The following is a 26,739-nucleotide window of genomic DNA, read 5'->3' as shown; positions in this document are numbered from 1 at the left end:
GCATTGGCGGGGTGAATCTACCGAATATGAGTGGCGGACTGCTGGGTTCTGGTATCGATCAGAGAATTTTCGTCGTGGCCATGTCAGGGGGACTCCCGCGATTTTCGTCACCGGCTGTTGTCTAGCGATTTCTGGTCTTCTCCTCTTGTTGACAGCCGAGTCAGATAGCCCCCCTGCCTGGGCTGGCGTGATTATTCTTGCGTTTTTTGTACTCATGCTTCTGGGTGTCTTGCTGTATTGGACGGTAATGCTTTTTGGTCGCCCGAAGTTCATAATTGCTCCGCATCGTCGGTCAGAAAGGGGAATACTGACCGAGGCCTGGAGTAGGAGATCGCGGGGTTGATCGGCCGGATCGTTAGCGGGACTGATTCTGGTCAGCGACGAGTCCACCGAGGTGCGGTTCGTCGATCCTGCCGAGTTCGCCGACATCCCCATCCACGACACGGTACGGCTCCGGCTGCGCCACCACGCTGAGCAGCGTGACAGTCCGTACCTCGGGTAGTCGGGAACGCGGGCCCGCCAGCGTGCTGGCGGTGTGTGGTCAGGCGGTGAGAGTGCCGGTCTTGGTGGCGGCGACGAAGGCCGACCAGCTGGCGGGGGAGACGGTCAGGACCGGGCCGGTGGGGTCCTTGGAGTCGCGTACGCCGATGACGCCGGCCAGCCCGTTGGCGACCTCGACGCACGCACCCTGGCTGTTCGATCGGCTGCTTTTGCGCCAGGTGGCACCGGTCAGGTCGGTCATGGCTCGTACTCCTTCGCCGTGTCCAGCAACAGCGCCCGCGACTCGGCCTCGCTCAGCGCGGCCGACCGGATGTCGTGGTAGACCCAAGCGTACCGGTCGCTCTCGGTCTGCTTGTCGAGGAAGAGCGCGCCGGTGATCGACTCCTGGTAGACCGTGGTGGGTTCGTACTGCTCGGGAAAGTCCAGGACGGTGAACGAGCCGCCGGTCAGCACCCCGGCGTGCAGGTTGGACGAGAACGGCAGGACCCGGACGGAGACGTTCGGCAGCCGGCCGGCGTCGGCGAGCCGGCGCACCTGTGCCGCCATGATCTGGCGCGACCCGACCACGCGGCGCAGCACCGCCTCGTCGACGACGATGTCGAACTCCGGAGCCTGTGGCTCCAGCCGGGTCAGCAGCCGGGCCCGGCCCAGCCGCACCGCGACCCGGTCGGCGATCTGGTGACGGGGCACGCCGTCGACGTCCTTGGTGAAGATCGCGGTCGCGTACTCCCGGGTCTGCAAGAAGCCCGGCACCAACTGACTCTGGTACTCGCGGATCCGGCTGGCCGCCTCTTCCAGGCCCACGTACAGCTCGAACCAGGAGGGCAGACTGGCGTAGTCGTGCCACCAGCCCTTCTCCCGGGTCTTGGTCGCCAAGGCGGCGAGGATCTCGGTGGTCCCCTCGTCGACGCCGTACAACTCGCAGAGCAGCACGACGTCGCCGGAGCGGACCGGGACCTCGCCGCGCTCCATCCGCCACAGCTTCGTCGCCGACCACTCCAGCTCGCTGGCGACCGACGTCTGCGGCAGCTGGGTCAGCCGCTCGCGCAGTTGACGCAGCTCCCGGCCCAGCCGCCGGCGCGGTACGGACGAGTTCAACACGGACGGGGACATGGCTACCACCTCCTGGGATGCTCGACCCGACCCATCCTGCCGTCACTAGTGGACTTATGGACTCCGTCGATTGGTGGACGGGCGGCTCGGCTCAACGTCGATGGGATTGCGCCAGAGTTGTCGGCGTAGCCGACTCGGCGGCGCTGCGAACCTGGACGGCGACCACCAGTGCGATCGACACCTGGTCACCGCGTACGGCACGTTGGTCACCTTCGCCGACACCGCGATCGAGACCCAGAGCCGGACTCTCTACGACGGTGTCGGCCGCCCCACCCGGTCTCAGCTGTGGTCGGCGAACACGCTGCAGTGGGAGACCGTCACCGGCCACGACGGCGACCGGGTCACCGTCGACCCGCCGACCGGCGGCACCGCCACCACCTCGATCAGCGACGCGCGGGGCCGGCAGACCTTCCTGCGCCAGCACACCGGGTCCGCACCCACCGGGGCGTACGAGGAGACCACCTACGGCTACGACCGCGCCGGCCGGCTCACCACGGTCACCGACCACGTCGACAACGAGTGGACCTACTCGTACGATCTGCTGGGTCGCCGGGTCGGCACCGTCGACCCCGACTCCGGCACGTCGAGCAGCACCTACAACAACGCCGGCCAGCTGGTGACGACGACCGACGGCCGCGGCGAAACTCTCTGGTACGGCTACGACAACCTCGGCCGCCGTACCGAGATGCGCGACGACACCTCCACTGGCGCGCTGCGCGCGTCGTGGACGTACGACAGCCTTGAGCTGGGTCTGCCGACCTCGTCGACCCGGCACGTCGGCGGCGACGCGTACACCACGGCGGTCACCGGCTACGACGACGGCTACCGGCCGCTCGGTGCCACCGTCACCATCCCTGCCGCCGAGACCGGGCTGGCCGGCACCTACACCACGAGCCACACGTACTTGGAGACGGATTTATGCTAGGCGACCGCCTTGTAGGCTTCCTGACCAGCGAGATCACGCGAGTGAGACGTGTAAATTACGTCGAACCTGGAGGGGTTCGGCGTGTCGGGGAAGGGCCTGTTGAGGTCACCCTTGCCAGCGGGGTTGTGTTCCGGTTCGAATCCGGGCCGGATGGCGAATCTCTACGGTTCAAGATTGGTGAGTGGGTCGACAAATTTGAGGAACCCCTCAGTCCCGAGAATCGAGAATTTGTGGAACACTCAGGCAAGTGGACAGCTTTCGATGTCTCTTTCGATAAGGGTTTCAGTGAGCTCATTGGGCGACAAGTTCGCGACGTCAATTTGATCATGTTTTCAGGAAAGATCATCGGTGTTGAGTTGGTATGCGGAGCGGTCGTTCTGACTGTCGAAGTCCGCGCCGATGAGCTATTTGTAGATCTCCGCGAGAGTGGCTCTTCGTAGTCGTGCGGTTATCGCGTGTATCCGGGGTCGCCTTCGGGTGTATATGTTGCTGTCAGAGTTGATGTCAACAGACCAAAAACATCAATGAACGCCGATGTAAATAGAAGTGGTTGTGGTGCTAGCTCTTGGCTCGCTGATGGTGGGCGTGCGCGCGGGGCCGTAGGCCTTGAGCGCGTGCGCGCGGCCCGGCTTCGGCCGGGCCGCTTCTTGATTAGGTGGAGCAGTTTTTCACCCAGTGGTTCCATCGGTGGCGGGATGCTGGGCTATGCTTTCGGGTTGCGGCGTGCCTTCTTCGGTGCCGGCGGCTCGGCGGGCTCGGGCGCTCCGCTGCCGGCGGGCTCGTCCTGGAAAGGGCAACCTAGTCGGCACAGAGGTCTTCAAGAGCGGTGATATGACCGCATTGCAGAAGGCGCTGAGGATTTCCCAAGGGAATGTTGGATAGTCACACTGAGGCGAAGGCGGTGACGAGCATTGCATTCCGGGAGGGCGGCACGCTTCACCTCCCGGGAGCGCTACCTCCTTGCATCTCCTGTAAGGGCACATGCACCGTGCGGCGGAGTACTGGGGGATTGACGTGATGTATACATGGGAAACAAGGTTTGGGCGACGACCAGATGAATGAGGAATCGATCGACAATATCGAGGTGGTCGCAGCCGCCGTTGTTGAGTTGCGGGACGTAGAAACGTTCTGTGTGGCGCTGGCGACAGATCGGCACGGCGAGAAGTTCGGATTGTCCTTTCAGGTTCCGCTGAGTGGGCGGCATGACGATCAAGATCGCCGCCTTGAGATGGATACCTACTCGATCAGTGACAACCTAGGGAGAACGGTGTATGGCGGTATTTCCTCATGGTCTTCGGATGCGGCTAAATCTGTGTTGTCCCTAACTTTCTCGGCGGCTGTCGTCGATGCATTGAACGTGAGATCAAACCTTAACTTCCACCTGCCGCCCGACAAGTTTGATGAGATTGTTGAAGGTTTCCGCCGTTTGTTTGCAGCTGACGAGTGGGGCCGCAGACTTCAGGCGGAGTCTAGCTGAAGAGGTCAATAGCGAATTCTTATCTAAATGGGCGTCCGTGCTCCGGCTCATCTGGCTCGCAAGAGTCGATTGATCGTGAGCATTCGATCTACTACCCTAAGGGTGGCGGGCGTGAGGTGTCGGCCGAGGGGAAAATCTCCCTCGAGGTTACTGGATAAGGAGTGGTTGGTGTCGGACGAAAGGGCCGGAATGATCCTTCGGGCTGCATTTCCTGATGTTGGCTCCGATGATCCGGTTTCCTATTTCGGGAATCAGGGCGATGTGTTTCAGGCGCTGAGCTTTTCTTGGCTCTTCTGGCCTAAGTTGCTTGAGTTGCATGGTGCTGTATTTCTGGCGCTGAGTGGGAACGATCAGGCCGAGATTTCTGCTCGGTTAAGTATGCCGTTGGCTGGCGATAGCGTGGATTGGCCTCCGATGAAGTGGTCGGAGGCGGTGGATAGCTATAACTGGTTTGAGGTTGATCAACTTTTCCTTAGGTGGCGAGGTCCGCGCGAGTTTGTAGCGGATGCCGAGAAGGAGCTGGCTGAAATACTGGTTCAGACGTGGCGCGCTCGACTGGGTGGCAGCTATCCCGACAGAGAATTTTCCGTAACGTTGGCTTTGGCTGACGAATCAGCTGGGTTGAGGATCGTAGTCCGCCAGGAATCACCCCGGCTAGAAGCGCCAAAGGGCTGGGACGTGCAACGGAGGTTTATTTCCTGAGTTGGCATAGTCTTGTGTGGACGTTGTCTCGGTTCGAGTTTAGGGGTTGTGGCAGCACTCGAGCCTGAAAAGACCTCGTTTCGGTAAATGCAGGGCGAGAATTTCCGGCCGGTTCTGCCAGGTTGACCCCGATGCAGAACTTGGGGCGCAGTGAGGGTTTAGATTTGATCTTGACCGGATGGTTGTTGTGTCTTCGGGTGCGTGACTCAGCGATCCCGGGGCCTCAGTTCGGGCGGCGCTTGGTAGGTCGACATGAGCACGTGAATAAGTCTGAGGTGCCAGACCTGGTCTGCCGTGGTCAGTGCTCAAGTTGCGCAGACAAGTCGAGCCGGGGCAAAGGGCAGAGTCGACGGCGTGCAGGCGGGCGGGCTCGCCCACCCGTGACCCAGGTAGGCCGCCGTCCAACAAACGCGGGTCCCCGGGTCGTCAGCTACCCGGCGGTCACTGAGCGCATCGTCGGGAGGAAGCAGGGCCGGTCAGGGCACGCTGAGTCGGTACGCAGAGTAGGGTCACCCGCGTGAGCGCGAAGACGTGAACCCGCGTACCGCCGGGCGTCCCCCTGACTGTGCCTGGCGCGCGTGTGAAGGCCGCGAGTGAAAGGCACCCCTGTGACAAGCGTACGGAAGACCCGCGTCGCCATCGTCTTCGGCGGCCGCAGCACCGAGCACGCGATCTCCTGCGTCAGCGCCGGCAGCATCCTCGCCGCCCTGGACACCGACGAGTACGAGATCGTCCCGGTCGGCATCACCCGCGCCGGCCGGTGGGTGCTCACCACCGGCGACGGCAGCCAGCTGGCCATCACCGACCGGCAGCTGCCGGAGATCACCGACCGGTCCGGCGCGGCCGTGGTGCTGCCCGCCGACCCGACCGGCAACGGGATCATGGTGCTCGACCCGGCCGACGGCCCAGCGGTCGCCCTGGCCGGCGTCGACGTCGTCTTCCCCGCCCTGCACGGCGCGTACGGCGAGGACGGCACCATCCAGGGGCTGCTGGAGATGGCCGGCATCCCGTACGTCGGGGCCGGGGTGTTCGCCTCGGCCGCCGCGATGGACAAGGAGTTCACCAAGAAGCTGGCCACCGTCGAGGGCATCCCGACCGGACCGTACGCGGTGCTGCGCGCCGGGGTGAGCCTCAGCGACGCCGACAAGGAGCGCCTCGGCCTGCCGGTGTTCGTCAAGCCGTCCCGGGCCGGTTCGTCGTACGGCATCACCAAGGTCTCCGACTGGGCCGACCTGGACGCCGCGGTCGCCACCGCCCGAGAGATCGACCCGAAGGTGCTGGTCGAGGCGGCGATCGTCGGCCGCGAGGTCGAGTGCGGGGTGATCGAGGGCGAGGCCGGCGGCGGCCCCGAGGCGTCGCTGCTGGCCGAGGTACGGGTGGTCACCGACCACGAGTTCTACGACTTCGAGGCCAAGTACCTGGACAACTCCTGCGAGTACGACATCCCGGCGGCGTTGCCGCCCGACGTCACCCGGCAGGTGCAGGAGTACGCCTGCCGGACCTTCACCGCGCTGGACTGCGCCGGCCTGGCCCGGGTCGACTTCTTCGTCACCGACGACAACCAGATCTACCTGAACGAGATCAACACGATGCCGGGCTTCACGCCGACGTCGATGTTCCCCCGGATGTGGTCGGCGGCCGGCCTGGAGTACCCGAAGCTGGTGGACCGGCTGATCCGTACCGCGCTCAACCGGGGGACCGGGCTGCGCTGACCGCGACCGGACCCACCGGCCGGACTAGGCCGGACCCGGATCAGTCCGGACCGGACTCGGATCAGGCGCGGCAGCCGCGCGGGGCGGCGTCCGCGTCACTGGGCACGGTCTCGATCAGCGTGTCGGCGAACGCGGCCACCCACTGGCCCGGTTCGTCGTACGCCCCGGGCACGCTCACCCGCACCGGAATCTCCCGGTCGACGGTGGTCCACACGGTGGCGTCGGGCTGCTCGGTCGCGTGCCAGCAGACCCCGTCGAGCGCGTACACCAGGTCCGTCGGGGCGAACTCGGCCGGCGGCACCCCGCAGGCGACGGTGATCGGTGGTTCGCCGTACGCGGCGTTCTGCTCGGCCCCGTCGCTGACCAGCCGCTGGCGCAGGTCGCGCAGCGTACCGGGAAGTTGGGACAGCAACGCCCGGCAGACGACCTCGGCGCGGTCGTCCAGGGCGGGGGCGGCCATCTGCACCGGCGTGGTCGGCACCGGCGCGACGGACGCCGACGCCGAAGGCGACGGGTCGGCGCCGGCCGGCTGCCCGTCGGCGGAGCCGGCCCGGTTGAGCTGGCTGAACGCGGCAAGCGCCACGATGACAGTCAACGGCAGGGCCACCACGGTGGCCCAGATCGCCGCCTGCCGCGTGGTCCGGTCCGGCCCGCCTGCAGCAGAGCCACCGGTCGCCGGCTGGTCCGCGACCGGCGGGTCGTCTGCCGCCGTGTCGGGCGCAGCGGGGTTGAGCTGGTCGTTCACTACAGTCGTACCACCGAACACGTCAGGGTGCGGGTGATGCCCGGCACCATCTGGACCCGGCTGACTATCATCGTCCCGAGTTCGTCCACGGTATGCGCCTCGGTGAGCACGACCACGTCGTACGGCCCGGTCACCGCGTCCACCCGGACCACGCCGGAGATGTCCGCGATCGCGTCAGCGACGTCGCGTGCCTTTCCGACCTCGGTCTGGATGAGGATGTATGCCTGGACCACGACCCGACTCCTATCCGCCGCCCGGGAGCGGCCCGAACGTGAAACTACCGTACGGAGCAGGCCGGATTCATGACGGTGCCCGAGTGGAGACGATGATGAACGAGGTGGACCGGTGAATGTGGCACGGGCGGGTGAATTCGGGCTCATCTCCCGGGTCACCGCGCGGCTACACCCGGGAGCCGCCACGCTGCTCGGCCCCGGCGACGACGCGGCGGTCGTGGCCAGCACCGACAACCGGGTGGTCGCCTCGACAGACGTGCTCGTCGAGGGCCGGCACTTCCGGCGGGACTGGTCCAGCGCGGTCGACGTCGGCCACCGGGCCGCCGCCGCGAACCTCGCCGACATCGTCGCGATGGGGGCGGTGCCGACCGCGCTGCTGGTGGCGCTCTGCGCCCCGCCGGAGACCGACGCCGGCTGGGCCGAGGACCTGGCCGTCGGCCTGTCCGACGAGGCCGCCAAGGTCGGTGCGGCCGTCGTCGGCGGTGACATGTCGGCCAGCCCGACGTTGACGATCGCGGTGACCGCCCTCGGTGACCTGCACGGCGCGGCCCCGGTGCTGCGCAGCGGCGCGCACGCCGGGGACGTGCTGGCCATCGCCGGCCGGCTCGGCTACGCCGCCGCCGGCTACACGGTGCTCTCCCGGGGGTTCCGGTCGCCGAAACTGCTGGTGGAAGCGCATCGACGCCCCGAGGTGCCGTACGCCGCCGGTCCGGCCGCCGCGAACGTCGGCGCCAGCGCCATGATCGACATCTCGGACGGGCTGATCGCCGACCTGGGCCACGTCGCCACCGCCAGCGGGGTCGGCATCGACCTGCGGCGGGAGGCGTTCGAGGTGCCGCCGCAGATGCGCGACACCGCCAACGCGCTCGGCGTCGACCCGTACCAGTGGATCTTCGGCGGTGGCGACGATCACGCCCTGGCCGCGACGTTCCCCGAGGATCTGCCGCTACCGAAGGGGTGGCGGCGGGTCGGCCACGTGGTCAAGGGTGCCGGGGTGACCATCGACGGCCAGCCGTACCAGGGCGCCCCCGGCTGGGAGCACTTCCGCTGAGCCGACGCGCGGTGCCGACATGCGGTGCCGACGCACGGTGCCGGCACGCGGTGCCGACGCACGGTGCCGACACCGCCCGCCGTCGACGTGCGCCGAGGGCACCGCTCGCCGGTCGCACTACCCTTTACCCGTGACTGAACTGCTCTCCACCGGCGTCGAGATCCGCCGGGTCCGCTTCACCGACTCCGTCGCGCAACGCCTGGTCACCGCTGCCCTGGCCGACCTGGGTGTCCGGTACGGCGGCAGCGGCGACGACACCCCGGTCGACCCGGCCCACTTCGACCCGCCCGGCGGGGCGTTCCTCCTCGCCCACCTCGACGGGCAGGCGGTCGGCTGCGCCGGCTGGCGCAGCCACGGCACCTCCGGCGAGGACGCCGAACTGAAGCGGATGTACGTCACCGACGCCGCCCGTGGCCGGGGTGTGGCGCGGGCGCTGCTCGCCGCCGTCGAACGCTCCGCCGCCGGCCAGGGCCGTCGTAGGGTCATCCTGGAGTGCGGCGACAAGCAGCCCGAGGCGATCGCGCTCTACCGCAGCTGCGGGTACGCCCGGATCCCCAACTTCGGCTACTACCGGGACTCGCCGGGCTGCCTCTCCTTCGGCCGGGTGCTCACCAGCGACTGGTGACCCGGACACCGTCGAGCGGTCGACCCGCACCGGTCAGGCGGTGACAGACTCGGTCGGTGACAGACGTAGCCGCCGGACCCGGGTGGGTCCGGCGGCTACGGAAGTGTCGGATCGCGGGTGGCGCGCTCAGGCGCCCCGGACCACCTTGCCGGCCTTCAGGCAGGAGGTGCAGGCGTTCACCTTGCGGGTGTTGCCGCCACCGGCCGGGGTGCGCACCGTCTGGATGTTCGGGTTCCACCGGCGGTTGGTCTTCTTCTTCGACCACGGCACGTTGTGACCGAAGCCCGGCCCCTTGCCACAGACGTCGCACACGCTAGCCACGGGATACTCCTGGGGATTTGTCGTTCATCAGGTCGCCGGTCGCTGGGACACGGTACGCCCAGACAACCTGCTCAGGTTACCCGATCGGCCCGGCCGCCGACCAATCGCCCCCGACGCCGTACGTCCGCCAGCGCCGCACCCCGCGCCTGGCACCGGCAAGGCGCCGGCCCGGTGTCGTCCCCGGCGTCGTCTTCGCGGCGGCTGTCGGCCGGCCCCAGTAGGCTCAGCGCCGTGCTGGACATCCTCGACGCCGCCGCCGTCCGGCGGTGGTGCGCGGATGGGCTGGCCGCCCTGCGCCGCCACCAGGGCGAGATCGACGCGCTCAACGTCTACCCGGTGCCCGACGGTGACACCGGCACCAACCTGGTCCTCACCCTCACCTCGGCGCAGCACGCCCTCGCCCTGGACCTGGACAACTCCTCCGAGGGCGAGCAGACCTCGCACGGGCGGGTGCTGCGGCTGATGGCCCGGGGCGCGCTGCTCGGTGCCCGGGGCAACTCCGGGGTGATCGTGTCGCAGATCCTGCGCGGCATCGCCGACGCGCTCACCGACACCGCCGTGGTGCGCGGCCGGGCCCTCGCCGGGGCGCTGACCGCCGCCGCCGAGGCCGCCTACGCGGCGGTCGCCCGCCCGGTCGAGGGAACCGTGCTCACCGTGGTAGCCGCGGCCGCGCGGGCCGCCGACCGGACCGGCTCCGACGACCTTCCCACCGTGGTACGGGCCGCCGCGTCGGCCGCCCGCGACGCCCTCGCCGCCACCCCGACCCAGCTGCCGGCGCTGGCCCGCGCCGGCGTGGTCGACGCCGGTGGCCGGGGCCTGTGCCTGCTGCTCGACGCCCTGGCCGCCGTGGTGGCCGGCGCCGGCAACGCCGATGTCGACCCGCCACCGCGCCCCGCGCCCGCCGACCCGTCGCCGCGCCCCGTCCGCGAGCCGGTCACCGCCCGCGAGACCGGTTCCGACGAGTACGCCTACGAGGTGCAGTACCTGCTCGAAGCGCCCGCCGACGCCGTCGACCGGCTGCGCGCCACCCTGGCCGGCATCGGCGACTCGCTGGTCGTCGTCGGCAGCGGCGACGACCCTCCGGTATGGAACGTACACGTGCACGTCGACGACATCGGTGCCGCCATCGAGGCCGGCGTCGTCGCCGGTCGGCCGTACCAGATCTCGGTCACCCGCTTCGCCGACCAGACCGCGCCGCCCGCCCCGACCACAGTCGCGCCGCCGGCCCCATCCACAGCCGCGCGGCCGGCCGCGCCCGGCCGCGCCACGGTCGTGGTCGCCGCCGGCGACGGCCTCGCCGCCCTGTTCACCGGCGAAGGCGCCGTGGCCGTCGGCGGCTCCCCGTCCACCGCCGAACTCCTCGCCGCCGTCCGCGCCACCGGCGCCACCGAAGTCGTGGTGCTGCCCAACGACCCGGACACCCAGGCCGTCGCCGCCCTCGCCGCCCGCGAGGCCGAATCCGGCGGGGTCACCGTCGCCGTCGTACCGACCCGGTCACCGGCGCAGGCCCTCGCCGCGCTCGCGGTCCGCGACCCGCAGCGCCGCTTCGCCGACGACGTCATCGCGATGGCCGAGGCCGCCGGTGCCTGCCGGTACGCCGAGGTCTGCTTCGCCGCCCGTGAGGCGCTCACCGTCGCCGGCCGTTGCCGCCCCGGTGACGTCCTCGCCCTGGTCGAGGGCGAGGTGCTGCTGATCGGCACCGACCTGGCCGGCACCTGCCGCAACCTGCTCGACCAGCTGCTCGGCGGCGGCGGGGAGCTGGCCACCCTGATCCTCGGCGCGCAGGCCCCCGACGGTCTCGCCGACGCGCTCACCGCCCACCTGGCCCGCCACTGGCCGTTCGTCGAGGTGCACACCGTCGTCGGCGGGCAGCCGCACTTCCCGCTGCTGGTCGGGATCGAATGACACACCTGTTGTTGGGGGCCGGATGACGCAGCCATGCACGATGGACACTCCGCTGACGGTCAACCTCGGCGCGAAGACCGCCAAGGCGATGGCCGACCACCTCGACCTGCACACCGTCGGCGACCTGCTCTACCACTTCCCGCGCCGCTACGACCAGCGCGGCGAACACACCGACATCCGCTCGCTGGAGGTGGGGGAGCAGGTCACCGTCCTGGGCCAGGTGCGGCGGACCACCGTACGGCCGATGCGCCAACGGCGCGGCAAACTGCTCGAAGTCGTCGTCGAGGACGGCGCCGGCGGCACCCTCACGTTGACCTTCTTCGGCAACCAGGCGTGGCGCGAACGGGACCTGAAACCGGGCCGCTGGGGGCTGTTCGCCGGCAAGGTCACCGAGTTCCGGGGGGTACGCCAACTCAACGGCCCCGAGTACGTACTGCTCGGCGACGGTGCCGCCGACGGCGAGGTGGCCGCCGAGGAGGGCGTGGAGGAGTTCGCCGGGGCGCTGATCCCGGTCTACCCGGCGGCGGCCGCCGTACCGACCTGGGTGATCGCCCGCTGCGTCCGCACCGTGCTGGACGTACTCACCCCACCTGAAGATCCGATGCCGGCGGCGGTACGGGCCAGCCGCAACCTGCTCGGGCTGCACCCGGCGTTGCGGCAGATCCACCGCCCGGCCAGCGACGTCGAGCTGTTCCAGGCCCGCCGGAGACTCAAGTGGGACGAGGCGTTCGCCGTACAGCTGACGTTGGTGCAGCGCAAGCTGCGCGCCGCCGACTGGCCGGCGCGGCCCCGGCCCCGCACCGACGCCGGCCTGCTCGCCGCCTTCGACGCCCGCCTGCCGTACGAGCTGACCGACGGTCAGCGGCGCATCGGCGAGGAGATCGCCGCCGATCTGTCCGCCGCGCACCCGATGCACCGGCTGCTGCAGGGCGAGGTCGGCTCCGGCAAGACGGTCTGCGCGGTACGGGCGATGCTGCAGGTCGTCGACGCCGGTGGGCAGGCGGCGCTGCTCGCCCCGACCGAGGTGCTCGCCGCCCAGCACCACCGGGGCATCCAGGAACTCCTGGGCCCGCTGGGCCGGGCCGGCGAGCTGGACGGTGATCCTGCCGGCACCCGGGTGACGCTGGTCACCGGCTCGCTTGGCGCGGCCGCGCGCCGGGCCGCCCTCGACGAGGTCCGCGCCGGCCGCGCCGGCATCGTGATCGGCACCCACGCCCTGCTGTACGAGGGCGTCGACTTCGCCGACCTTGGCCTGGTCGTCGTCGACGAGCAGCACCGGTTCGGGGTGGAGCAACGGGACGCGCTGCGGGCCAAGGCCGAGCAGCCGCCGCACGTGCTGGTGATGACCGCGACCCCGATCCCGCGCACGGTCGCGATGACCGTCTACGGCGACCTGGAGGTCTCCGCGCTCACCCAGCTGCCCGGCGGCCGGTCGCCGATCGCCTCGCACGTGGTGCCGGCCGCAGAGAAGCCGGCATTCCTGGAACGCGCCTGGCGGCGGGTCCGTGAGGAGGTCGCCGCCGGCCATCAGGCGTACGTGGTCTGCCCGCGCATCGGCGACGCCGCAGGGTCCGGGGCCGCAGCAGGGTCCGGGGCCGGCGGATCCGGCGTCGACGAGGAGCCGTCCGGCGAGGATCCCGCCGCCAGCGGCGACCCCGGTGCCCGACGGTCCCCGTTGGCGGTGACCGAGGTGATGCCGCTGCTGGCTGAGGGGCCGCTGCACGGGCTGCGGATCGAGATGCTGCACGGCCGGCTGCCGGCCGACGCCAAGGACGCGGTGATGCGTTCCTTCGCCGCCGGTGACGTCGACGTGCTGGTCGCCACGACGGTCGTCGAGGTCGGGGTGAACGTGCCGAACGCCACCGTGATGATCGTGCTGGACGCCGACCGGTTCGGGGTGTCGCAGCTGCACCAGCTGCGCGGTCGGGTCGGCCGGGGCTCGGCGGCCGGGCTGTGCCTGCTGGTCACCGACGCCGCCGAGGGTACGCCGGCCCGCGAACGGTTGGACGCGGTCGCGTCGACCACCGACGGGTTCCGCCTGGCCGAGCTTGACCTGGAGCAGCGCCGCGAAGGCGACGTCCTGGGCGCCACCCAGTCGGGCCGCCGCTCCCATCTGCGGCTGCTGTCGCTGCTGCGTGACGCCGAGCTGATCGGGCAGGCCAGGGCCGAGGCGATCACGCTGCTCGACGACGATCCGCAGCTGGACCGGTATCCGGCGCTGGCGGCCTCGGTCGACACCTTGGTCGACGCCGAACGCGCCGAGTACCTCGAAAAGGGCTGACCCGCCTTCACCCTCCCCACCACCGCCCCGCCGCCCATGATCGCGACGATCTTGCGCTTATCGTGGGACAAAAAGGGCAAATGTTATCGACAATTGCAAGATCGTCGCGATCATGAAGGCGGGGTGTCGCGATCACGGACTACCTGACAGGTTCGCGATCCGGGGCGGGGCAAGCGGAAGGGCGCCGACCGGGGGGATGGTCGGCGCCCTTCCGCGGGGTGGTGCGGGGGTGGCTGTCAGTCAGTCACGACCCGGTGGGCCGGACTCAGGCGGTGAAGGTGACCCGCCGACGGCGCGCCAGGTAGAACAGCCCGCCACCGAGGGCCAGCAGCGCGACGGCGCCAGCGGCGATCCCGCCTGCGGCGGCACCGGTGACCGGCAGCTCGCCGCCGCCCTCGCCGCCGGTGTCACAGTCCTCCGGCAGCTCCCAGGCGAAGGCCTCGGACTCGTCCTCGAAGCCCTCGACGACCGGGGTGACCTCAAGGCCCTCGAACGCGTCGAACTCGGCCACTCCGGACTCGCCGGGACCGACGGTGACGGTGAGCGTGTCGCCCTCGTTCGGCACGAAGTCGACGGTGACGGTCTCGCCGTCCTCCGGGTTGTTGATCGTGAAGATCAGCTGGTCGCAGGTGGACTCGATGATGCCCTCGGGCTCGCTTGGCTCCACCACCGGCGGCTCGGTCGGCTCCGGCGTGACCGGCGCGGTCGGGCTCGGGTCGCTGCTCGGTTCGACGGTCGGCTCAACGGTCGGTTCGACGGTCGGTTCGACGGTCGGTTCGACGGTCGGGCTCGGAGTCGGCTCGGCACACATCGGCAGCAGCTTCAGCAGCTTCGGCTTCTTCACCGGGGCGCTGGTGACGGTCTGCGTGACGACCTCGGTCTTCCGGGGTCGGACGCGGAGCCACTCGGCGGTCACCGTCAGGGTCACGTTGGTGATCTCGGACGGGATCATCTGCTCGCCGCGAATCCCGTCCGAGCCGGTGGGCAGTTCCGCGCCGACGAAGATCTCACCGGTGATCTCGGTCTCCGCCGGGTCGGTCGAGACCTCGGTCAGCGTCGCGGCGAGGTTCCGCTCGCTGTTCCAGACCTTCCAGACGATCTTCCAGTCGCCATCCGCCGTCTTGCAGACCGGCAGGCCGACCGGGATGGGGTGGTGGGCGCTGGCGGGGGTGGCGGCCAGGGCCACCGCGCCGACCAGGCCGATCGTCGCGCCGGCCGCGATGGCCAGGGCGCGCCGAAGCGGAGACTTCAGACGGTTCACACGTACTCCTGAGTGAGGGGTTCAGGGCACGGTGCAGGGGCGGACCACCCGCTGGAAAATTACTGACTGGTGGCTGGTGCGACGACTCCCCGCATCGTGCGACCGGCGTGTCCCACCGGTACAGCGCCAGACCTTAGCGGCTCCTGAAGTGCCGTGGTGACCCACAGGACAAGCTAAGGATGATGTTGTCGAGTCGAGACAATCGATATACGCAACGTGCTGTTCCTTGGCGGCAAGGGTAGTTTTTCTCGCCTCAACCGTCACCCCTGCAACAGTTGTCGACGCTGGTCAGCGACTCCAAAGTGTCTTTCTGGTCGGATTCGATGCCGGTACGGAGGATCAGCTAGCGTCCGGGACATGACCGCACCCGGTGCCGCAGGAGTCCGCCGCCCATGACCCGGATCATCGCGGGCCGGTACGGCGGCCGGCGCATCGCCGCGCCACCCGGCGAGCAGACCCGCCCCACCTCCGACCGGGTACGGGAAGCGTTGTTCAGTGCACTCGACGCGATGACCGAGCTGGCCGGAGCGCGGGTCGCCGACCTCTACGCCGGCAGCGGCGCGGTGGGGCTGGAGGCGCTGTCACGTGGCGCGTCCCACGTACTGCTGGTGGAGTCGGCGCCGCGCGCGGCCCGCACCATCCGGGACAACATCGCCGCGTTGCGCGCCGCCGCCGACGCCCGGTTGGTCACCGCCAAGGTCGCCACCGTGCTGGCCGAGCCGCCGGCGGGGCCCGGCTACGACGTGGTCTTCGCCGACCCGCCGTACGCGGTGACCGACGCCGAGCTGCAGACGGTGCTGACCCGCCTGGTCACCGGTGGCTGGCTCGCCCCGCAGGCGGTGGTCGTGGTCGAGCGGTCGACCCGTGGGCCGGCACTGAGCTGGGTGGAAGGCATCACTGCCGAACGCGGGCGACGGTACGGCGAGACCATGCTTTGGTACGGTCGGCGATCATGAGACGCGCGGTGTGCCCCGGCTCGTTCGACCCGGTCACCAACGGTCACCTCGACATCATCGGCCGGGCCAGCCGGCTGTTCGACGAGGTCATCGTGGGTGTGCTGATCAATCAGTCCAAGGCGGGGCTGTTCACCATCGATGAACGGATATCGATGCTCAACGAGGTCACGTCGACGTACCGCAACGTGCGGGTGGCGTCGTTCCGGGGGCTGCTGGTCGACTTCTGTCGGACCCAGCAGGCCGAGGTGGTGGTCAAGGGGCTGCGCGCGGTCAGTGACTTCGACTACGAGTTGCAGATGGCCCAGATGAACATCGGCCTGGCCGGCGTGGAGACCCTGTTCATGCCGACGAACCCGCTGTACTCGTTCCTCTCCTCCAGCCTGGTCAAGGAGGTCGCCAAGTGGGGTGGCGACGTGTCGGCCCACCTGCCTGACGTGGTGTACGACCGGCTGATCGCCCGGGTGACGACCCCGCCGGCGGCGCCGAACTGACGATCCGGTGGGCCCGGCGGCGCCGAGCTGACCGCGCCGAGGGGCGGGCGACGCGCCGGGCCGGGGGCGGGGATGGACCGCCCGGCGCCGGAATCGCATCATTGACGAAACGCCGACCGGTCCGGCTGTTGCGATGATGACGTCCTGGCCCGGCCTTGACATCATGTTGGGTCGACCCGCCGACAACAGGGAGTGAGATGCTGGTGGATCCGTTCGACCGCATCGATGAGATCATCGCGATGGTGGAGACCGCGCGGGCGGTGCCGATGTCCCGGAACAACTGCATGCTCGACCGGGCCGAGATGATCGGTGTGCTTGACCAGTTGCGGGCCGAGCTGCCAGGTGACATCCGACGGGCCGCCGCGCTGCTGGAGGAGCGGGACAAGATCATGGAGGCCGGCAAGCGGGAGGCCGACCGGATCATCAGCGAGGGTGAGGCGGAACACGCCCGGCTGGTCTCGGTCAACGAGATCACCGTCTCCGCCGAGCACGAGGGCGCCCGCATCGTCGCCGAGGCACGCGCCGAGGCGCAGCGGCTTCGGGCCGAGGTCGACGACTACGTCGACACCGCGCTGGCGAACTTCGAGCAGTTCCTGACCCGGGCGCTGGCCTCGATCGAACGCGGCCGCGACAAGATGCACGCGCTGCGGGAGATCGGCACCTTCGCCGGCGGCGAGGAAGGTGATCGGCCGCTGCCGTTCTAGACCTGTCGTCGCGCCGTACCCGCCAGGTGGCGGGCCTGGCCCGGCAGCGACGGAGCGGCGGCCCGATTCGACGTTGCCACCGCCGCTCGGGTAACCTACTTTGTCGGCCTCTACCAGGCCGGAGTCTGACTATGCGCAATCACTCGTCGAACCAACTCAACCCCAGGTCGCCGCTCGTTCTCGATACCCGGGAACTGCCGCGCCGGCCTGGCGCGTTGCGTACCGTGAGCCGGGTGGTGCCCGCGCCGGCGGACCTCGGTCTGGAGATGAACGGCGTCCCCGAGGGCGCCGACCTGAGCCTCGACCTGCGGCTCGAGTCGGTATCCGAAGGGGTCCTCGTCTCCGGTACGGTCAGTGGACCGGTCGCCGGCGAGTGTGGGCGGTGCCTGCGCGCGATCGACGAGGCGCTGACCGTCACCATCCAGGAGCTGTACGCGTACGAGAACAGCACCACGGACGAGACGACCGACATCGACGAGGTGGGCCGGTTGCAGGGCGATCTGATCGACCTGGAGCCGGCGCTGCGGGACGCGGTGGTGCTGGCGCTGCCGACCAACCCGCTCTGCCGGCTCGACTGTCCCGGGCTGTGCTCCGAATGCGGAGTGCACTGGGACGAGCTGCCGGACGACCACAGCCACCAGGAGGTCGACCCGAGATGGGCCGGCCTGTCGCAACTGACCCGCCAAGAGGAGTAAGAACCGTGGCCGTTCCCAAGCGCCGGATGTCCCGCAGCAACACCCGCTCCCGTCGGTCCCAGTGGAAGACCTCGGCAGTGGTGACCGTGGACTGCCCGCAGTGCAAGTCCGCGAAGCTGCCGCACACCGCCTGCACCGTCTGCGGCACCTACAACGGCCGCCAGGTCATCGAGGTCTGATCCGGTCGCCGTGACGCCGCCGGTCTCCGACCGGGCGGCGCGGCCCCACTGGCGAACGCCTGGTGCGCCGGCCCGGGAACGGGCCGGCCAACCCGGCCCGGCCGGCACCGCCGTGGACCCGGGCACCTCGCGGATCGCCGTCGACCTCCTCGGCGGGGATGGTTCACCCGCCGTCGTGGTTGACGGCGCTCTGCGTGCCTGCCGCGCTGATCCCGATCTTCACCTGCTGCTCGTCGGTCCACCGGACGTAGCCGACGAGGTGCGTGCCGCACTGCCCACCGGGCAGCGGCACCGGATCACCGTACGTCCGGTCGGCGCTGCCGGCAGGTCGGGTCACGATGGCACCGGGCGACCGGATGCCGCGCCGACGCATCCGGTGCGCCCCGGCGCCCGCCCCGGCAGCACCATCGCCGCCAGCGTCGCCGCCGTCGCGGACGGCACCGCCGACGCGATGGTCTCCGCCGGCTCCAGCGGCGAGATCGTCACCGCCGCCGCGCTCGGCCTGGGCCGCTGGCCCACGGTACGCCGACCCGCGCTGGTCGCCGTCGTACCCGCCGTCGCCGGTCCGGTGGTGCTGCTCGACGTGGGCGCCAGCGTCGAGGCCCGGCCCGCCACCCTCACCCAGCACGCGCTGTTCGGCGCGGCCTACGCGGCGGCCCGCCTCGACGTGGCCCGCCCCCGGGTCGGCCTGCTGTCGATCGGGGCCGAGCCGGGCAAGGGCGACCGGGTACGACGTGGTGCGGACAGCCACCTGCGGACGTCTCCGATGGCCGTCGACGGCCGCTACGTCGGGTTGGTCGAGGGCCACGACGTCACCCTCGGTCACGTCGCCGACGTCGTGGTGACCGATGGGTTCACCGGCAACGTACTGCTCAAAGGCATCGAGGGCGCGTACGCGATGGCCGGTGGGCCGGAGCCGGGTCGCCTGGCCCCACGGGCCGCGACGCTGCTCGGCGTGGCCGGCACCGTGGTGATCTGCCACGGGGCGGCAACCGGGGCGGACCTCGCCTCCGGGATCGTGCTCGCCGCCGACCTGCACCGGGCGCAGGTCACCGCGTCGGTCGCCCGAAGCCTCGACGACATCGCCCGGACGCTCGCCGACCAATACGAGGTGTCACCATGAGCAACGATCAGTCCGCGCGCCCGCCGGTGGCCCACCTGGAGGCCGCGTTCGGTGTCGCGTTCGATGTCGACCTGCTGGAACGCGCGTTGACCCACCGTTCGTACGCCTACGAGAACGGCGGTCTGCCGACCAACGAGCGGTTGGAGTTCCTCGGCGACTCCGTACTCGGCGTGGTGATCACCTCGGCGTTGTTCCACAACCACCCGGACCTGCCCGAAGGTCAGCTCGCCAAGCTGCGGGCCAGCGTGGTCAACATGCGTGCCCTGGCCGAGGTCGCCCGCTCGCTCGGCCCGCACGGCCTCGGCCCGTACCTGCTGCTGGGCAAGGGGGAGGAGAGCACCGGCGGGCGGGACAAGGCGAGCATCCTGGCCGACACGCTGGAGGCGCTGCTCGGGGCGATCTACCTGCAGTACGGCCTGGACACGGCGTCGATCGTGATCCATCGGCTGTTCGATCCGTTGATGGCCGAGTCGGCCCGCCGGGGTGCCGCCCTGGACTGGAAGACCAGTTTGCAGGAGCTGACCGCGACGCTGGGCCTGGGCGTGCCCGAGTACCGCATCGACGACGCGGGGCCGGACCACGCCAAGACCTTCACCGCCTGGGTGATCGTCGCTGCGCAGCGGTACGGCGGAGCCGAGGGCCGCAGCAAGAAGGAGGCCGAGCAGCGGGCCGCCGAAGCCGCCTGGCGGACCCTGTCCGCGCAGATGGTCGAGGCGCTACCGGTCGAGCCGGTCACGGCAGTCGAACCCGGCGGGCCGGGTCAGCCGGGTGAGTCCGCTGAGCCGGGCGGATCCATCGAGCCGGGCGGATCCATCGAGCCCGGTGAGGCGCGCGATGCCTGAACTGCCCGAGGTCGAGACGGTCCGCCAGGGGCTCGCCGGCTGGATCGTCGGGCGCCGGTTCGCCGCCGTCGACGTCCGGCACCCCCGGGCGGTACGCCGGCATCTGCCCGGACCGGCGCATTTCGCCGCCACCCTGGTCGGCTGCCAGATTCTCGATGTCCGCCGCCGCGGCAAGTACCTGTGGCTGCCGCTGGACTCAGGCGACGCGGTGGTGGGCCATCTCGGCATGTCCGGGCAGCTGCTGCTGCAGCCGGCATCGGCACCCGACGAGGTGCATCTGCGGGTCCGGTTCGAGTTCGCCGACGGTGACCCGCAGCTGCGCTTCGTGGACCAACGTACGTTCGGTGGGTTGGCCGTGTCGCCCGGTGGTGCCGAGCTGCCGGCGGAGATCGCGCACATCGCCCGCGACCCGCTCGATCCGGACTTTTCCGACGCCGCCTTCGTCGCGGCCCTGCGTCAACGTCGGACCCAGATCAAACGGGCGTTGCTGGACCAGTCGTTGATCTCCGGGATCGGCAACATCTACGCCGACGAGGCGTTGTGGCGGACCGGGCTGCACGGCACCCGACCGACCGATCGGCTGCCACCGGCGACGGTCACCCGGCTGCTGGGTCACGTACGCGACGTGCTGACCGAGGCGATCGTCCAGGGCGGGACGAGTTTCGACGCCCTGTACGTCGACGTCAACGGGCGTAGCGGCTACTTCGACCGGGCGCTGAACGTCTACGGGCAGCAGGACCGGCCGTGTCGGCGTTGCGGTGCACTGATCCGCCGCGAGGCGTTCATGAACCGTTCGTCGTTCAGCTGCCCGCGTTGCCAGCCCCGGCCGAGGTCGGCGGCAGCCGCCGGTCAGGCCGGGTCGAGGTCCGCGACAGTGGCGGGTCAGGCCCGATCGAGGTCTGCGGCGGGTCAGGCCACCGAGCCGAACATCTGAGTCCAGTAGAGGGTGCCGTCCGCCGATCTCGCGGTACCCACCCCCATCGCGACAGCGTCGCAGTTGAGGATGTTGGCCCGGTGTCCGGCACTGTTCATCCAGCCGTCCATCACCGCTGCCGCCGTCGGGTAGCCGGCCGCGACGTTCTCGCCGATCGCGTTGTCGTAGCCGGCGCGCTCGGCGCGTTCCCACGGTGAGCTGCCGTCGCTGCCCTCGTGGGACATGTTGTCGGTGGCCGCCTGGTCCTCGCTGTGCAACCGGGACGCTTCGGACAGCCGGGTGTTGATGGTGACCGGTCCGCAGCCGTTCGCCCCGCGTTCCTGGTTGACGATCGTCAGGACCTGCTGCTCCAGGTTGCCGCCGCCGGTTGCCGACGACGGTGGTGCCGCGCTGGTCCGGGCCGGTGCGGCCGGGGTGGTTCGGGTCGGCGCGGGCGCGGCCGGCTCCGTGGTGCGTACCGGATCGGGGTCGGGCGGCGGCGGCGGTGCGGCGGAGGAGGGCTGTGCGCTGGGGGTCGGGGCCGGGCCGAGTTCGGCCCGGGCTTGCGGGTCGCCGATCTGCGGTTCGGCCGTGGCGCCGGTGGTGTCCAGCGGCGGATCGGTGACGGAGGTGCCGCCCGAGGCAGCGACTCCGCCCTGGTCGGTCCCGGTGCCGCTGCCGTCGCTGAACCCGCTGCGCAGCAGCGCCGCACCGCCGCCGATCGCGACCAGCAGGACCGCGACGAGGGCGGCCAGGGCGACCGGTCCGGGGACACCCCGCCGCCGTCGGCCGCTGCCCGGTCCGTCTGCGTCGTCGACATCATCGGTACGCCGTCCCCGGCGCCGACTCGCCCGGTGCACGACGGTGTCGTCGTCGGCCCTGCCGTCGTGGTGCCCGTCGGTGCCGTCGAGCCATCCGGTGGCGTCGTGGGCTCCGGTGTGGTCCTGGTCGTGGCCGGTGTGGTCGTACTCGCCGGGTTGGTCGCGCCCGTAACCGCCAGTGGCGTCCACTTCGTAGCTGGCTGTGGGCAGCGGGGCGTACCCGTCGTGGCCGTATCCTGTCGGGCCGTAGCTGTCGTACCCGGCCTGGTCGTACCCGGCCTGGTCGTACCCGCCCTGGTCGTACCCGCCCTGGTCGTACCCGCCCTGGTCGTACCCGTCCAGTTGGTGTCCGGCCTGGCCGTGGTCGTCGTGGCGATGATCGGGCCCAGGCTGCCAGCCAGGGTCGAGGTGGTCGCGCCAGGAGGCCTGCCCGAGCCGGTCGTCGTCCCAGGCGGGGTCAGGGTGCCCGGGGAAGTCTGCGGCGGGCGGCACGGGCCCGTCCGGTCGGTAGCCATCGACCGGGTCGTTGCGCCGGTACAACGTACGTTCCTCCGCGTGGTGAGGGTGATCGGCGGCGCGGGCCGGAGTCGCCCGGGGCGCATGGGCCGGGATGAGACGCTACGGACCGATAGGGACGATCGGCAACGGTGCTAAGGGAAACCGGCGATCCCGCTAAGGAAGAGATAAGGCGGGCAGGTCGTCACCTGGAGCTGCCCGTACGGACGGTGATGCCGGTGTGACCTGTGTCGCAGAACTGCCGCCCTTCGTACCTTTTGGGCGATAGATTCGGTAGATGATGTGGTGATCCTCGTCTGGTGGAACTTGACGAAGCGATGACTTCGGCGGAACATAGGGGTGTCGCCAGTCGCGCCCAGTCGCGCCCTCGCATGCCCGAGGGTTGACAGTCGCGAGGATTCACGGGCGCGCGTTGGCCGGCCTTTCCGGCAGCGCATTACAAGGAGACGAAATGGCGAAGGCCCTCTACGGCCACGTTGGTGCGGCACCCGACCGGCGCCTGCTCGACGAGGTCACCCGATTGCGTGCCAGGGTACAGGCACTGGAGTTCGAGATCACCCGGCTGCGGGCCGAGAACGACCGGCTCGCTGCGGCGGTCGCCGAATCCGACGACCTGCTGCGGCTTGCTGAGCCCGCACTCACCTGATCCCGACGGGCGCCGGTGACGGCCGGCGCCCACCGCCAGTGCCCGGACCGACGATCGAAGGCACCACACCGCGCGCCGACACATCAGTGGCGGCGCGCAGCTTTTTGTCCCGGGCCGCCTCCCGCCCCGGGCCGCCTCCCGCCCCGGGCCGCCTCCCGCCCCGGGCCGCCTCCCGCCCCGGGCCGCCTCCCGCCCCGGGCCGCCTCCCGCCCCGGGCCGCCTCCCGCCCCGGGCCGATTCCCGCTCCGGGACGCCTCCCGCTCCGGGCCGGCCCATCGGCCCCGGCTCGCCGACACCCTACGTATCCGCTGGCAGGAGCGGCGACAGGTTAGCCTGTGCGGTACTGACCAGGACTGACGGCCGACTGACCAGGACTGACGGCCGCCCGGCGACCCGTCGGACGAGGAATCGGACCGTGCATCTCAAGAGCCTGACGGTGAAGGGCTTCAAGTCCTTCGCCTCCACCACCACCCTGAAGCTGGAGCCCGGGATCACCTGCGTGGTCGGTCCCAACGGTTCCGGCAAGTCCAACGTCGTCGACGCCATCGCCTGGGTCCTCGGCGAGCAGGGTGCCAAGGCGCTGCGCGGCGGCAAGATGGAGGACGTCATCTTCGCCGGCACCGCCGGTCGGGCACCATTGGGCCGGGCCGAGGTGACCCTGACCATCGACAACACCGACGGCGCGTTGCCGATCGAGTACACCGAGGTGTCGATCACCCGCCGGATGTTCCGCTCCGGCGAGAGCGAGTACGAGATCAACGGCAACTCCTGCCGGCTGCTCGACATCCAGGAGCTGCTGTCCGACTCGGGAATCGGCCGCGAGATGCACGTCATCGTCGGCCAAGGGCAGCTCGACGCGGTACTGCACGCCAAACCTGAGGACCGGCGGGCCTTCATCGAGGAGGCGGCCGGCGTACTCAAGCATCGCAAGCGCAAGGAAAAGGCGCTGCGCAAGCTCACCGCGATGCAGACCAACCTGGACCGGCTGACCGACCTGACCGCCGAGCTGCGCCGCCAGCTCAAACCGCTGGGCCGCCAGGCCGAGGTGGCCCGGCGGGCCGCCGGCATCCAGGCCGACCTGCGCGACGCCCGGCTGCGGCTGCTCGCCGACGACCTCACCACTTTGCGGACCACCCTGGACAAGGAGATCGCCGACGAGACGGCGCTTCGGCAGCGGCGTACCGAGGTGGAGACCGAGCATGCCGAGGTGCAGGGCCGGCTCGCCGAGTTGGAGGCCGCGCTCGCCGAGGACGCGCCGCTGCTCGCCGCGGCCCAGGACACCTGGTACAAGCTCGCCGCCCTGCAGGAACGGTTCCGCTCCACCGAGCAGCTGGCCGGTGAGCGGCTGCGCCACCTGTCGGTGCAGCCGGACGACGAACGACCCGGCCGGGACCCGGACCAGCTCACCGCCGAGGCGCAACGGATCCGCGAGCAGGAGGAGGAGCTGCGGGCCGCGCTCACCGAGGACCAGATCCGGCTCGCCGAGGCGGTGGAGGGTCGTCAGCAGCTCGAAGCCCAGCTGGCGCAGGCCGAACGGGCCCTGGTCGCGGCGGCCAAGGCGATCGCCGACCGGCGGGAGGGCCTGGCCCGGCTGACCGGCCAGGTCAACTCCGCACGGGCCCGTACCTCCAGCTCCGCCGAGGAGATCGCCCGCCTCACCGCCGCGCACGCCGACGCCCAGCTGCGCGCCGACCACGCCCAGCAGGAGCTGGACCTCGCCACCGAGTCGTCCACCGAGGCCGACCGGGACAACGCCGACCTCGACGCCCGGCACGCCGAGGCGGTCGCCGCGCACGACGCCGCCGCCGCTGCGGTCCGCGAACTCTCCGACGCCGAGCGGCGGGCCGAGAAGGAATCCGCCACCTGGAAGGCCCGCGAGGACGCCCTGGCGATGGGGCTGCGCCGGGCCGACGGCGCCGGTGAGCTGCTGGCCCGCGCCGACCAGGTGCCCGGTCTGCTGGGCAGTCTGGCCAGCATGTTGACGGTCGCCCCCGGCCACGAGGCAGCGCTGGCGGCGGCGCTCGGCCTACTGGCCGACGCGGTCGCGGTCACCGGCGTCGACGAGGCCGCCGAGGCGATGCGGCTGCTGAAGATCCAGGACTCGGGACGGGCCGCCCTGCTGGTGGCCGGCGCGGCCGGGCCCGGCATGATCGGCTCCGCCGATGCGCTGCGGCCGGCGCTGCCTGCCGGCGCGACCTGGGCTCCCGACGTGATCAACTGCCCGGAGCAGCTGCGGCCGGCCCTGCACCGGGCGCTGCGTGACGTGATTCTCGTCGCCGACCTTGCCGCCGCCACCCGGGCCGCCGCCGACCATCCGCAGCTGCGGGCGGTCACCCCCGACGGCGACATCGTCGGGGCGTACAGCGCCGCCGGTGGCTCCGCCAAGGCACCCAGCTTCATCGAGGTGCAGGCGGCGGTCGAGGAGGCCCGCACCAACCGGCTGACCGTGGAGGCGGCCGCCACCGAGCTCAGCGCGCAGCTGGCCGAGGCCCGTCAGCGCGCGGCGGAGTGCAAGGAACAGGTCGCCGAGGCCGCTGCCGCCCGCCGGCAGGCCGAAGGCCAACGCAACGCCGCCGCCCGCCGGCTGGCCGAACTCGGTGCCGCCGCCCGGTCGGCGCACGCCGAGGCGCAGCGCCTGGCCGCGTCGCGGGACAAGGCCGCCGAGGCCCGGGAACGGGACCTGACCGCTCTGGCCGAGCTGGAGGAGCGGCTGGAGCTGGCCGAGGCGACCCCGATCGACGAGGACCCGTCGACGGCGGAGCGTGACGAACTCGCCGCGATGCTGCCCGGGGCCCGGCAGAACGAGATGGAGGTGCGGCTCGCCGTCCGTACCGCCGAGGAGCGGGTCTCGTCGATCGCCGGCCGGGCCGACTCGCTGCTGCGGCAGGCGGCGGCCGAACGGGCCGCGCGGGAACGCGCCGCCGCACGCCGGGCCGCCCGCGCCCGGGGCGCGCAGATCGCCCGGGCGGTCACCGCCGGGGCCCGGTTCGCGCTCGGCCGGCTGGCCGACTCGCTGGTCGAGGCGGCCCGCACCCGCGACGAGATCGCCGGCGCGCGGGCGGCGCGGGAGGCCGAGCTGCAGGAGGTACGCGGTGCGGCCAAACGCCTCGGCGCGGAACTGGAGCGGCTGACCAGCGCGGTGCACCGCGACGAGGTGGCCCGCGCGGAGCAGCGGCTGCGGATCGAGCAGCTGGAAGCCAAGGCGGCCGAGGACTTCTCCCTGGACGTGGAGACGCTGCTGGCCGAGTACGGTCCGCACCAGCCGGTGCCGCCGACGCAGGCCCAGGTGGCGGCGGCCGCCACCGATGGCAAACCGGAGCCCACACCGGTGCCGTTCGACCGGGCCACCCAGGAGAAGCGCTCGGCCAAGGCGGAGCGGGAGTTGGCCCTGCTCGGCAAGGTCAACCCGCTGGCGTTGGAGGAGTTCGCCGCCCTGGAGGAGCGCTACAAGTTCCTGTCCGACCAGCTGGAGGATCTGAAGGCGACCCGCAAGGACCTGCTCACCGTGGTCTCGGACGTGGACGCCCGGATCCTGGAGGTCTTCGCCAGCGCGTACGCCGACACCGCCCGCGAGTTCGAGCAGGTGTTCACGGTGCTGTTCCCCGGCGGGGAGGGCCGGCTGGTGCTCACCGACCCCGACGACCTGCTGACCACCGGGGTGGAGGTGGAGGCGCGGCCACCTGGAAAGAAGATCAAGCGGCTGTCGCTGTTGTCCGGCGGGGAACGCTCGCTGACCGCGGTCGCGATGCTGGTGGCCATCTTCCGGGCCCGGCCGAGCCCGTTCTACATCATGGACGAGGTCGAAGCGGCCCTGGACGACGTCAACCTCGGCCGGTTGATCACCCTGATGGCACAGCTGCGCGACCGCAGCCAGCTGATCATCATCACCCACCAGAAGCGCACCATGGAGGTGGCGGACGCGCTGTACGGCGTCACCATGCGCAGCGGGGTGACCCAGGTGATCAGCCAGCGGCTGAAGTCCGCCGACGAGTCCCGGCCCG

Annotated in this window: 23 protein-coding genes and 3 pseudogenes; 19 read left to right on the top strand and 7 right to left on the bottom strand. The window is 70.6% G+C overall.

What is annotated here, in order from left to right; all coding sequences use genetic code 11:
* Positions 1-541 precede the first annotated feature (541 nt).
* Positions 542-742: a DUF397 domain-containing protein gene (locus tag O7608_RS27040; protein ID WP_289207242.1), complete on the bottom strand. Its 201-nt coding sequence runs from the start codon at positions 740-742 to the stop codon at positions 542-544.
* Complete coding sequence (locus O7608_RS27035; protein ID WP_289207241.1) at positions 739-1,614, bottom strand: helix-turn-helix domain-containing protein; 876 nt, start codon at positions 1,612-1,614, stop codon at positions 739-741. The genes O7608_RS27040 and O7608_RS27035 overlap by 4 nt, the downstream gene beginning before the upstream one ends.
* A 100-nt stretch (positions 1,615-1,714) precedes the next feature.
* On the opposite strand from O7608_RS27035, the gene O7608_RS27030 reads away from it, so the two are divergent.
* From O7608_RS27030 to O7608_RS27015, 5 genes and pseudogenes are all read left to right on the top strand, one after another.
* On the top strand, positions 1,715-2,539 hold the full coding sequence (locus O7608_RS27030) for an RHS repeat domain-containing protein (protein WP_289207240.1): 825 nt from the start codon (positions 1,715-1,717) through the stop codon (positions 2,537-2,539).
* Positions 2,540-3,407: 868 nt separating this feature from the next.
* Positions 3,408-3,557 (top strand): annotated as a pseudogene (locus tag O7608_RS32040) (hypothetical protein); the annotation flags it as partial.
* Between the two features lie 21 nt (positions 3,558-3,578).
* Positions 3,579-4,016, top strand: coding sequence for an Imm10 family immunity protein (locus tag O7608_RS27025; RefSeq protein ID WP_289207239.1), 438 nt, complete (start codon positions 3,579-3,581; stop codon positions 4,014-4,016).
* A 168-nt stretch (positions 4,017-4,184) separates the two neighbouring features.
* Entirely contained in the window at positions 4,185-4,718 is a 534-nt protein-coding gene (locus O7608_RS27020) for a hypothetical protein (protein WP_289207238.1), read from the top strand.
* A gap of 608 nt (positions 4,719-5,326) precedes the next feature.
* Positions 5,327-6,430: a D-alanine--D-alanine ligase family protein gene (locus tag O7608_RS27015; protein ID WP_289207237.1), complete on the top strand. Its 1,104-nt coding sequence runs from the start codon at positions 5,327-5,329 to the stop codon at positions 6,428-6,430.
* A gap of 61 nt (positions 6,431-6,491) precedes the next feature.
* On the opposite strand, the gene O7608_RS27010 is transcribed toward O7608_RS27015, so the two are convergent.
* Both O7608_RS27010 and O7608_RS27005 read right to left on the bottom strand, forming a co-directional pair.
* On the bottom strand, positions 6,492-7,175 hold the full coding sequence (locus O7608_RS27010; protein ID WP_289207236.1) for a DUF3515 domain-containing protein: 684 nt from the start codon (positions 7,173-7,175) through the stop codon (positions 6,492-6,494).
* Positions 7,175-7,408 (bottom strand): Lrp/AsnC ligand binding domain-containing protein, encoded by a 234-nt coding sequence (locus tag O7608_RS27005; protein WP_123600471.1) that lies wholly within the window; start codon positions 7,406-7,408, stop codon positions 7,175-7,177. Before O7608_RS27005 ends, O7608_RS27010 begins: the two co-directional genes overlap by 1 nt.
* Before the next feature lie 112 nt (positions 7,409-7,520).
* On the opposite strand from O7608_RS27005, the gene O7608_RS27000 reads away from it, so the two are divergent.
* On the top strand, positions 7,521-8,459 hold the full coding sequence (locus O7608_RS27000; protein WP_282226173.1) for a thiamine-phosphate kinase: 939 nt from the start codon (positions 7,521-7,523) through the stop codon (positions 8,457-8,459).
* Positions 8,460-8,598: 139 nt separating this feature from the next.
* Complete coding sequence (locus O7608_RS26995; RefSeq protein ID WP_502959230.1) at positions 8,599-9,084, top strand: GNAT family N-acetyltransferase; 486 nt, start codon at positions 8,599-8,601, stop codon at positions 9,082-9,084.
* Between the two features lie 126 nt (positions 9,085-9,210).
* On the opposite strand, the gene rpmB is transcribed toward O7608_RS26995, so the two are convergent.
* Positions 9,211-9,405, bottom strand: coding sequence for a 50S ribosomal protein L28 (rpmB, locus tag O7608_RS26990; RefSeq protein ID WP_123600473.1), 195 nt, complete (start codon positions 9,403-9,405; stop codon positions 9,211-9,213).
* Between the two features lie 231 nt (positions 9,406-9,636).
* Between rpmB and O7608_RS26985 the strand changes: the two genes are divergently transcribed.
* Positions 9,637-11,310: a DAK2 domain-containing protein gene (locus tag O7608_RS26985; RefSeq protein WP_289207235.1), complete on the top strand. Its 1,674-nt coding sequence runs from the start codon at positions 9,637-9,639 to the stop codon at positions 11,308-11,310.
* A 22-nt stretch (positions 11,311-11,332) separates the two neighbouring features.
* Entirely contained in the window at positions 11,333-13,591 is a 2,259-nt protein-coding gene (gene recG, locus O7608_RS26980; RefSeq protein ID WP_289207234.1) for an ATP-dependent DNA helicase RecG, read from the top strand.
* Positions 13,592-13,856: 265 nt separating this feature from the next.
* Here recG and O7608_RS26975 read toward each other — a convergent pair whose 3' ends face one another.
* A complete protein-coding gene (locus O7608_RS26975; RefSeq protein WP_289207233.1) occupies positions 13,857-14,852 on the bottom strand; it encodes a PT domain-containing protein in 996 nt (331 codons plus the stop codon).
* A 392-nt stretch (positions 14,853-15,244) separates the two neighbouring features.
* Between O7608_RS26975 and rsmD the strand changes: the two genes are divergently transcribed.
* From rsmD to mutM, 8 genes and pseudogenes are all read left to right on the top strand, one after another.
* Positions 15,245-15,808, top strand: a complete 564-nt coding sequence (gene rsmD, locus O7608_RS26970; RefSeq protein ID WP_289207232.1) for a 16S rRNA (guanine(966)-N(2))-methyltransferase RsmD — start codon at positions 15,245-15,247, stop codon at positions 15,806-15,808.
* Positions 15,805-16,299 (top strand): pantetheine-phosphate adenylyltransferase, encoded by a 495-nt coding sequence (gene coaD / locus O7608_RS26965; RefSeq protein WP_289207231.1) that lies wholly within the window; start codon positions 15,805-15,807, stop codon positions 16,297-16,299. The genes rsmD and coaD overlap by 4 nt, the downstream gene beginning before the upstream one ends.
* A 203-nt stretch (positions 16,300-16,502) precedes the next feature.
* Positions 16,503-17,003 (top strand): hypothetical protein, encoded by a 501-nt coding sequence (locus O7608_RS26960; RefSeq protein ID WP_289211054.1) that lies wholly within the window; start codon positions 16,503-16,505, stop codon positions 17,001-17,003.
* A 131-nt stretch (positions 17,004-17,134) separates the two neighbouring features.
* Positions 17,135-17,698 carry a YceD family protein gene (locus O7608_RS26955; protein WP_289207230.1) on the top strand — a complete coding sequence of 188 codons (564 nt, stop codon included), beginning with the start codon at positions 17,135-17,137 and terminating at the stop codon, positions 17,696-17,698.
* A 5-nt stretch (positions 17,699-17,703) separates the two neighbouring features.
* Entirely contained in the window at positions 17,704-17,877 is a 174-nt protein-coding gene (gene rpmF / locus O7608_RS26950; protein ID WP_289207229.1) for a 50S ribosomal protein L32, read from the top strand.
* 112 nt (positions 17,878-17,989) lie between these two features.
* On the top strand, positions 17,990-19,000 hold the full coding sequence (locus tag O7608_RS26945) for a phosphate acyltransferase PlsX (protein ID WP_289211053.1): 1,011 nt from the start codon (positions 17,990-17,992) through the stop codon (positions 18,998-19,000).
* Positions 18,997-19,842: a ribonuclease III gene (gene rnc, locus O7608_RS26940; RefSeq protein WP_289207228.1), complete on the top strand. Its 846-nt coding sequence runs from the start codon at positions 18,997-18,999 to the stop codon at positions 19,840-19,842. Before O7608_RS26945 ends, rnc begins: the two co-directional genes overlap by 4 nt.
* Positions 19,835-20,689: pseudogene (gene mutM / locus O7608_RS26935) on the top strand (bifunctional DNA-formamidopyrimidine glycosylase/DNA-(apurinic or apyrimidinic site) lyase); the annotation flags it as partial. The gene rnc and the pseudogene mutM, both read left to right, overlap by 8 nt.
* Before the next feature lie 62 nt (positions 20,690-20,751).
* On the opposite strand, the gene O7608_RS26930 reads toward mutM, so the two are convergent.
* Positions 20,752-22,068: a CAP domain-containing protein gene (locus tag O7608_RS26930; protein ID WP_289207227.1), complete on the bottom strand. Its 1,317-nt coding sequence runs from the start codon at positions 22,066-22,068 to the stop codon at positions 20,752-20,754.
* Positions 22,069-22,543: 475 nt separating this feature from the next.
* Between O7608_RS26930 and O7608_RS26925 the strand changes: the two genes are divergently transcribed.
* Positions 22,544-22,738, top strand: coding sequence for a hypothetical protein (locus O7608_RS26925; RefSeq protein WP_282226184.1), 195 nt, complete (start codon positions 22,544-22,546; stop codon positions 22,736-22,738).
* Positions 22,739-23,153: 415 nt separating this feature from the next.
* Positions 23,154-26,735 (top strand): annotated as a pseudogene (gene smc, locus O7608_RS26920) (chromosome segregation protein SMC); the annotation flags it as partial.
* Positions 26,736-26,739 lie beyond the last annotated feature (4 nt).

This window comes from Solwaraspora sp. WMMA2056 (genome assembly GCF_030345095.1).
Taxonomy (GTDB): Bacteria; Actinomycetota; Actinomycetes; order Mycobacteriales; family Micromonosporaceae; genus Micromonospora_E.
Note: the sequence above shows the minus strand (reverse complement) of the source record. Positions and strands in the feature narration are given on the sequence as shown.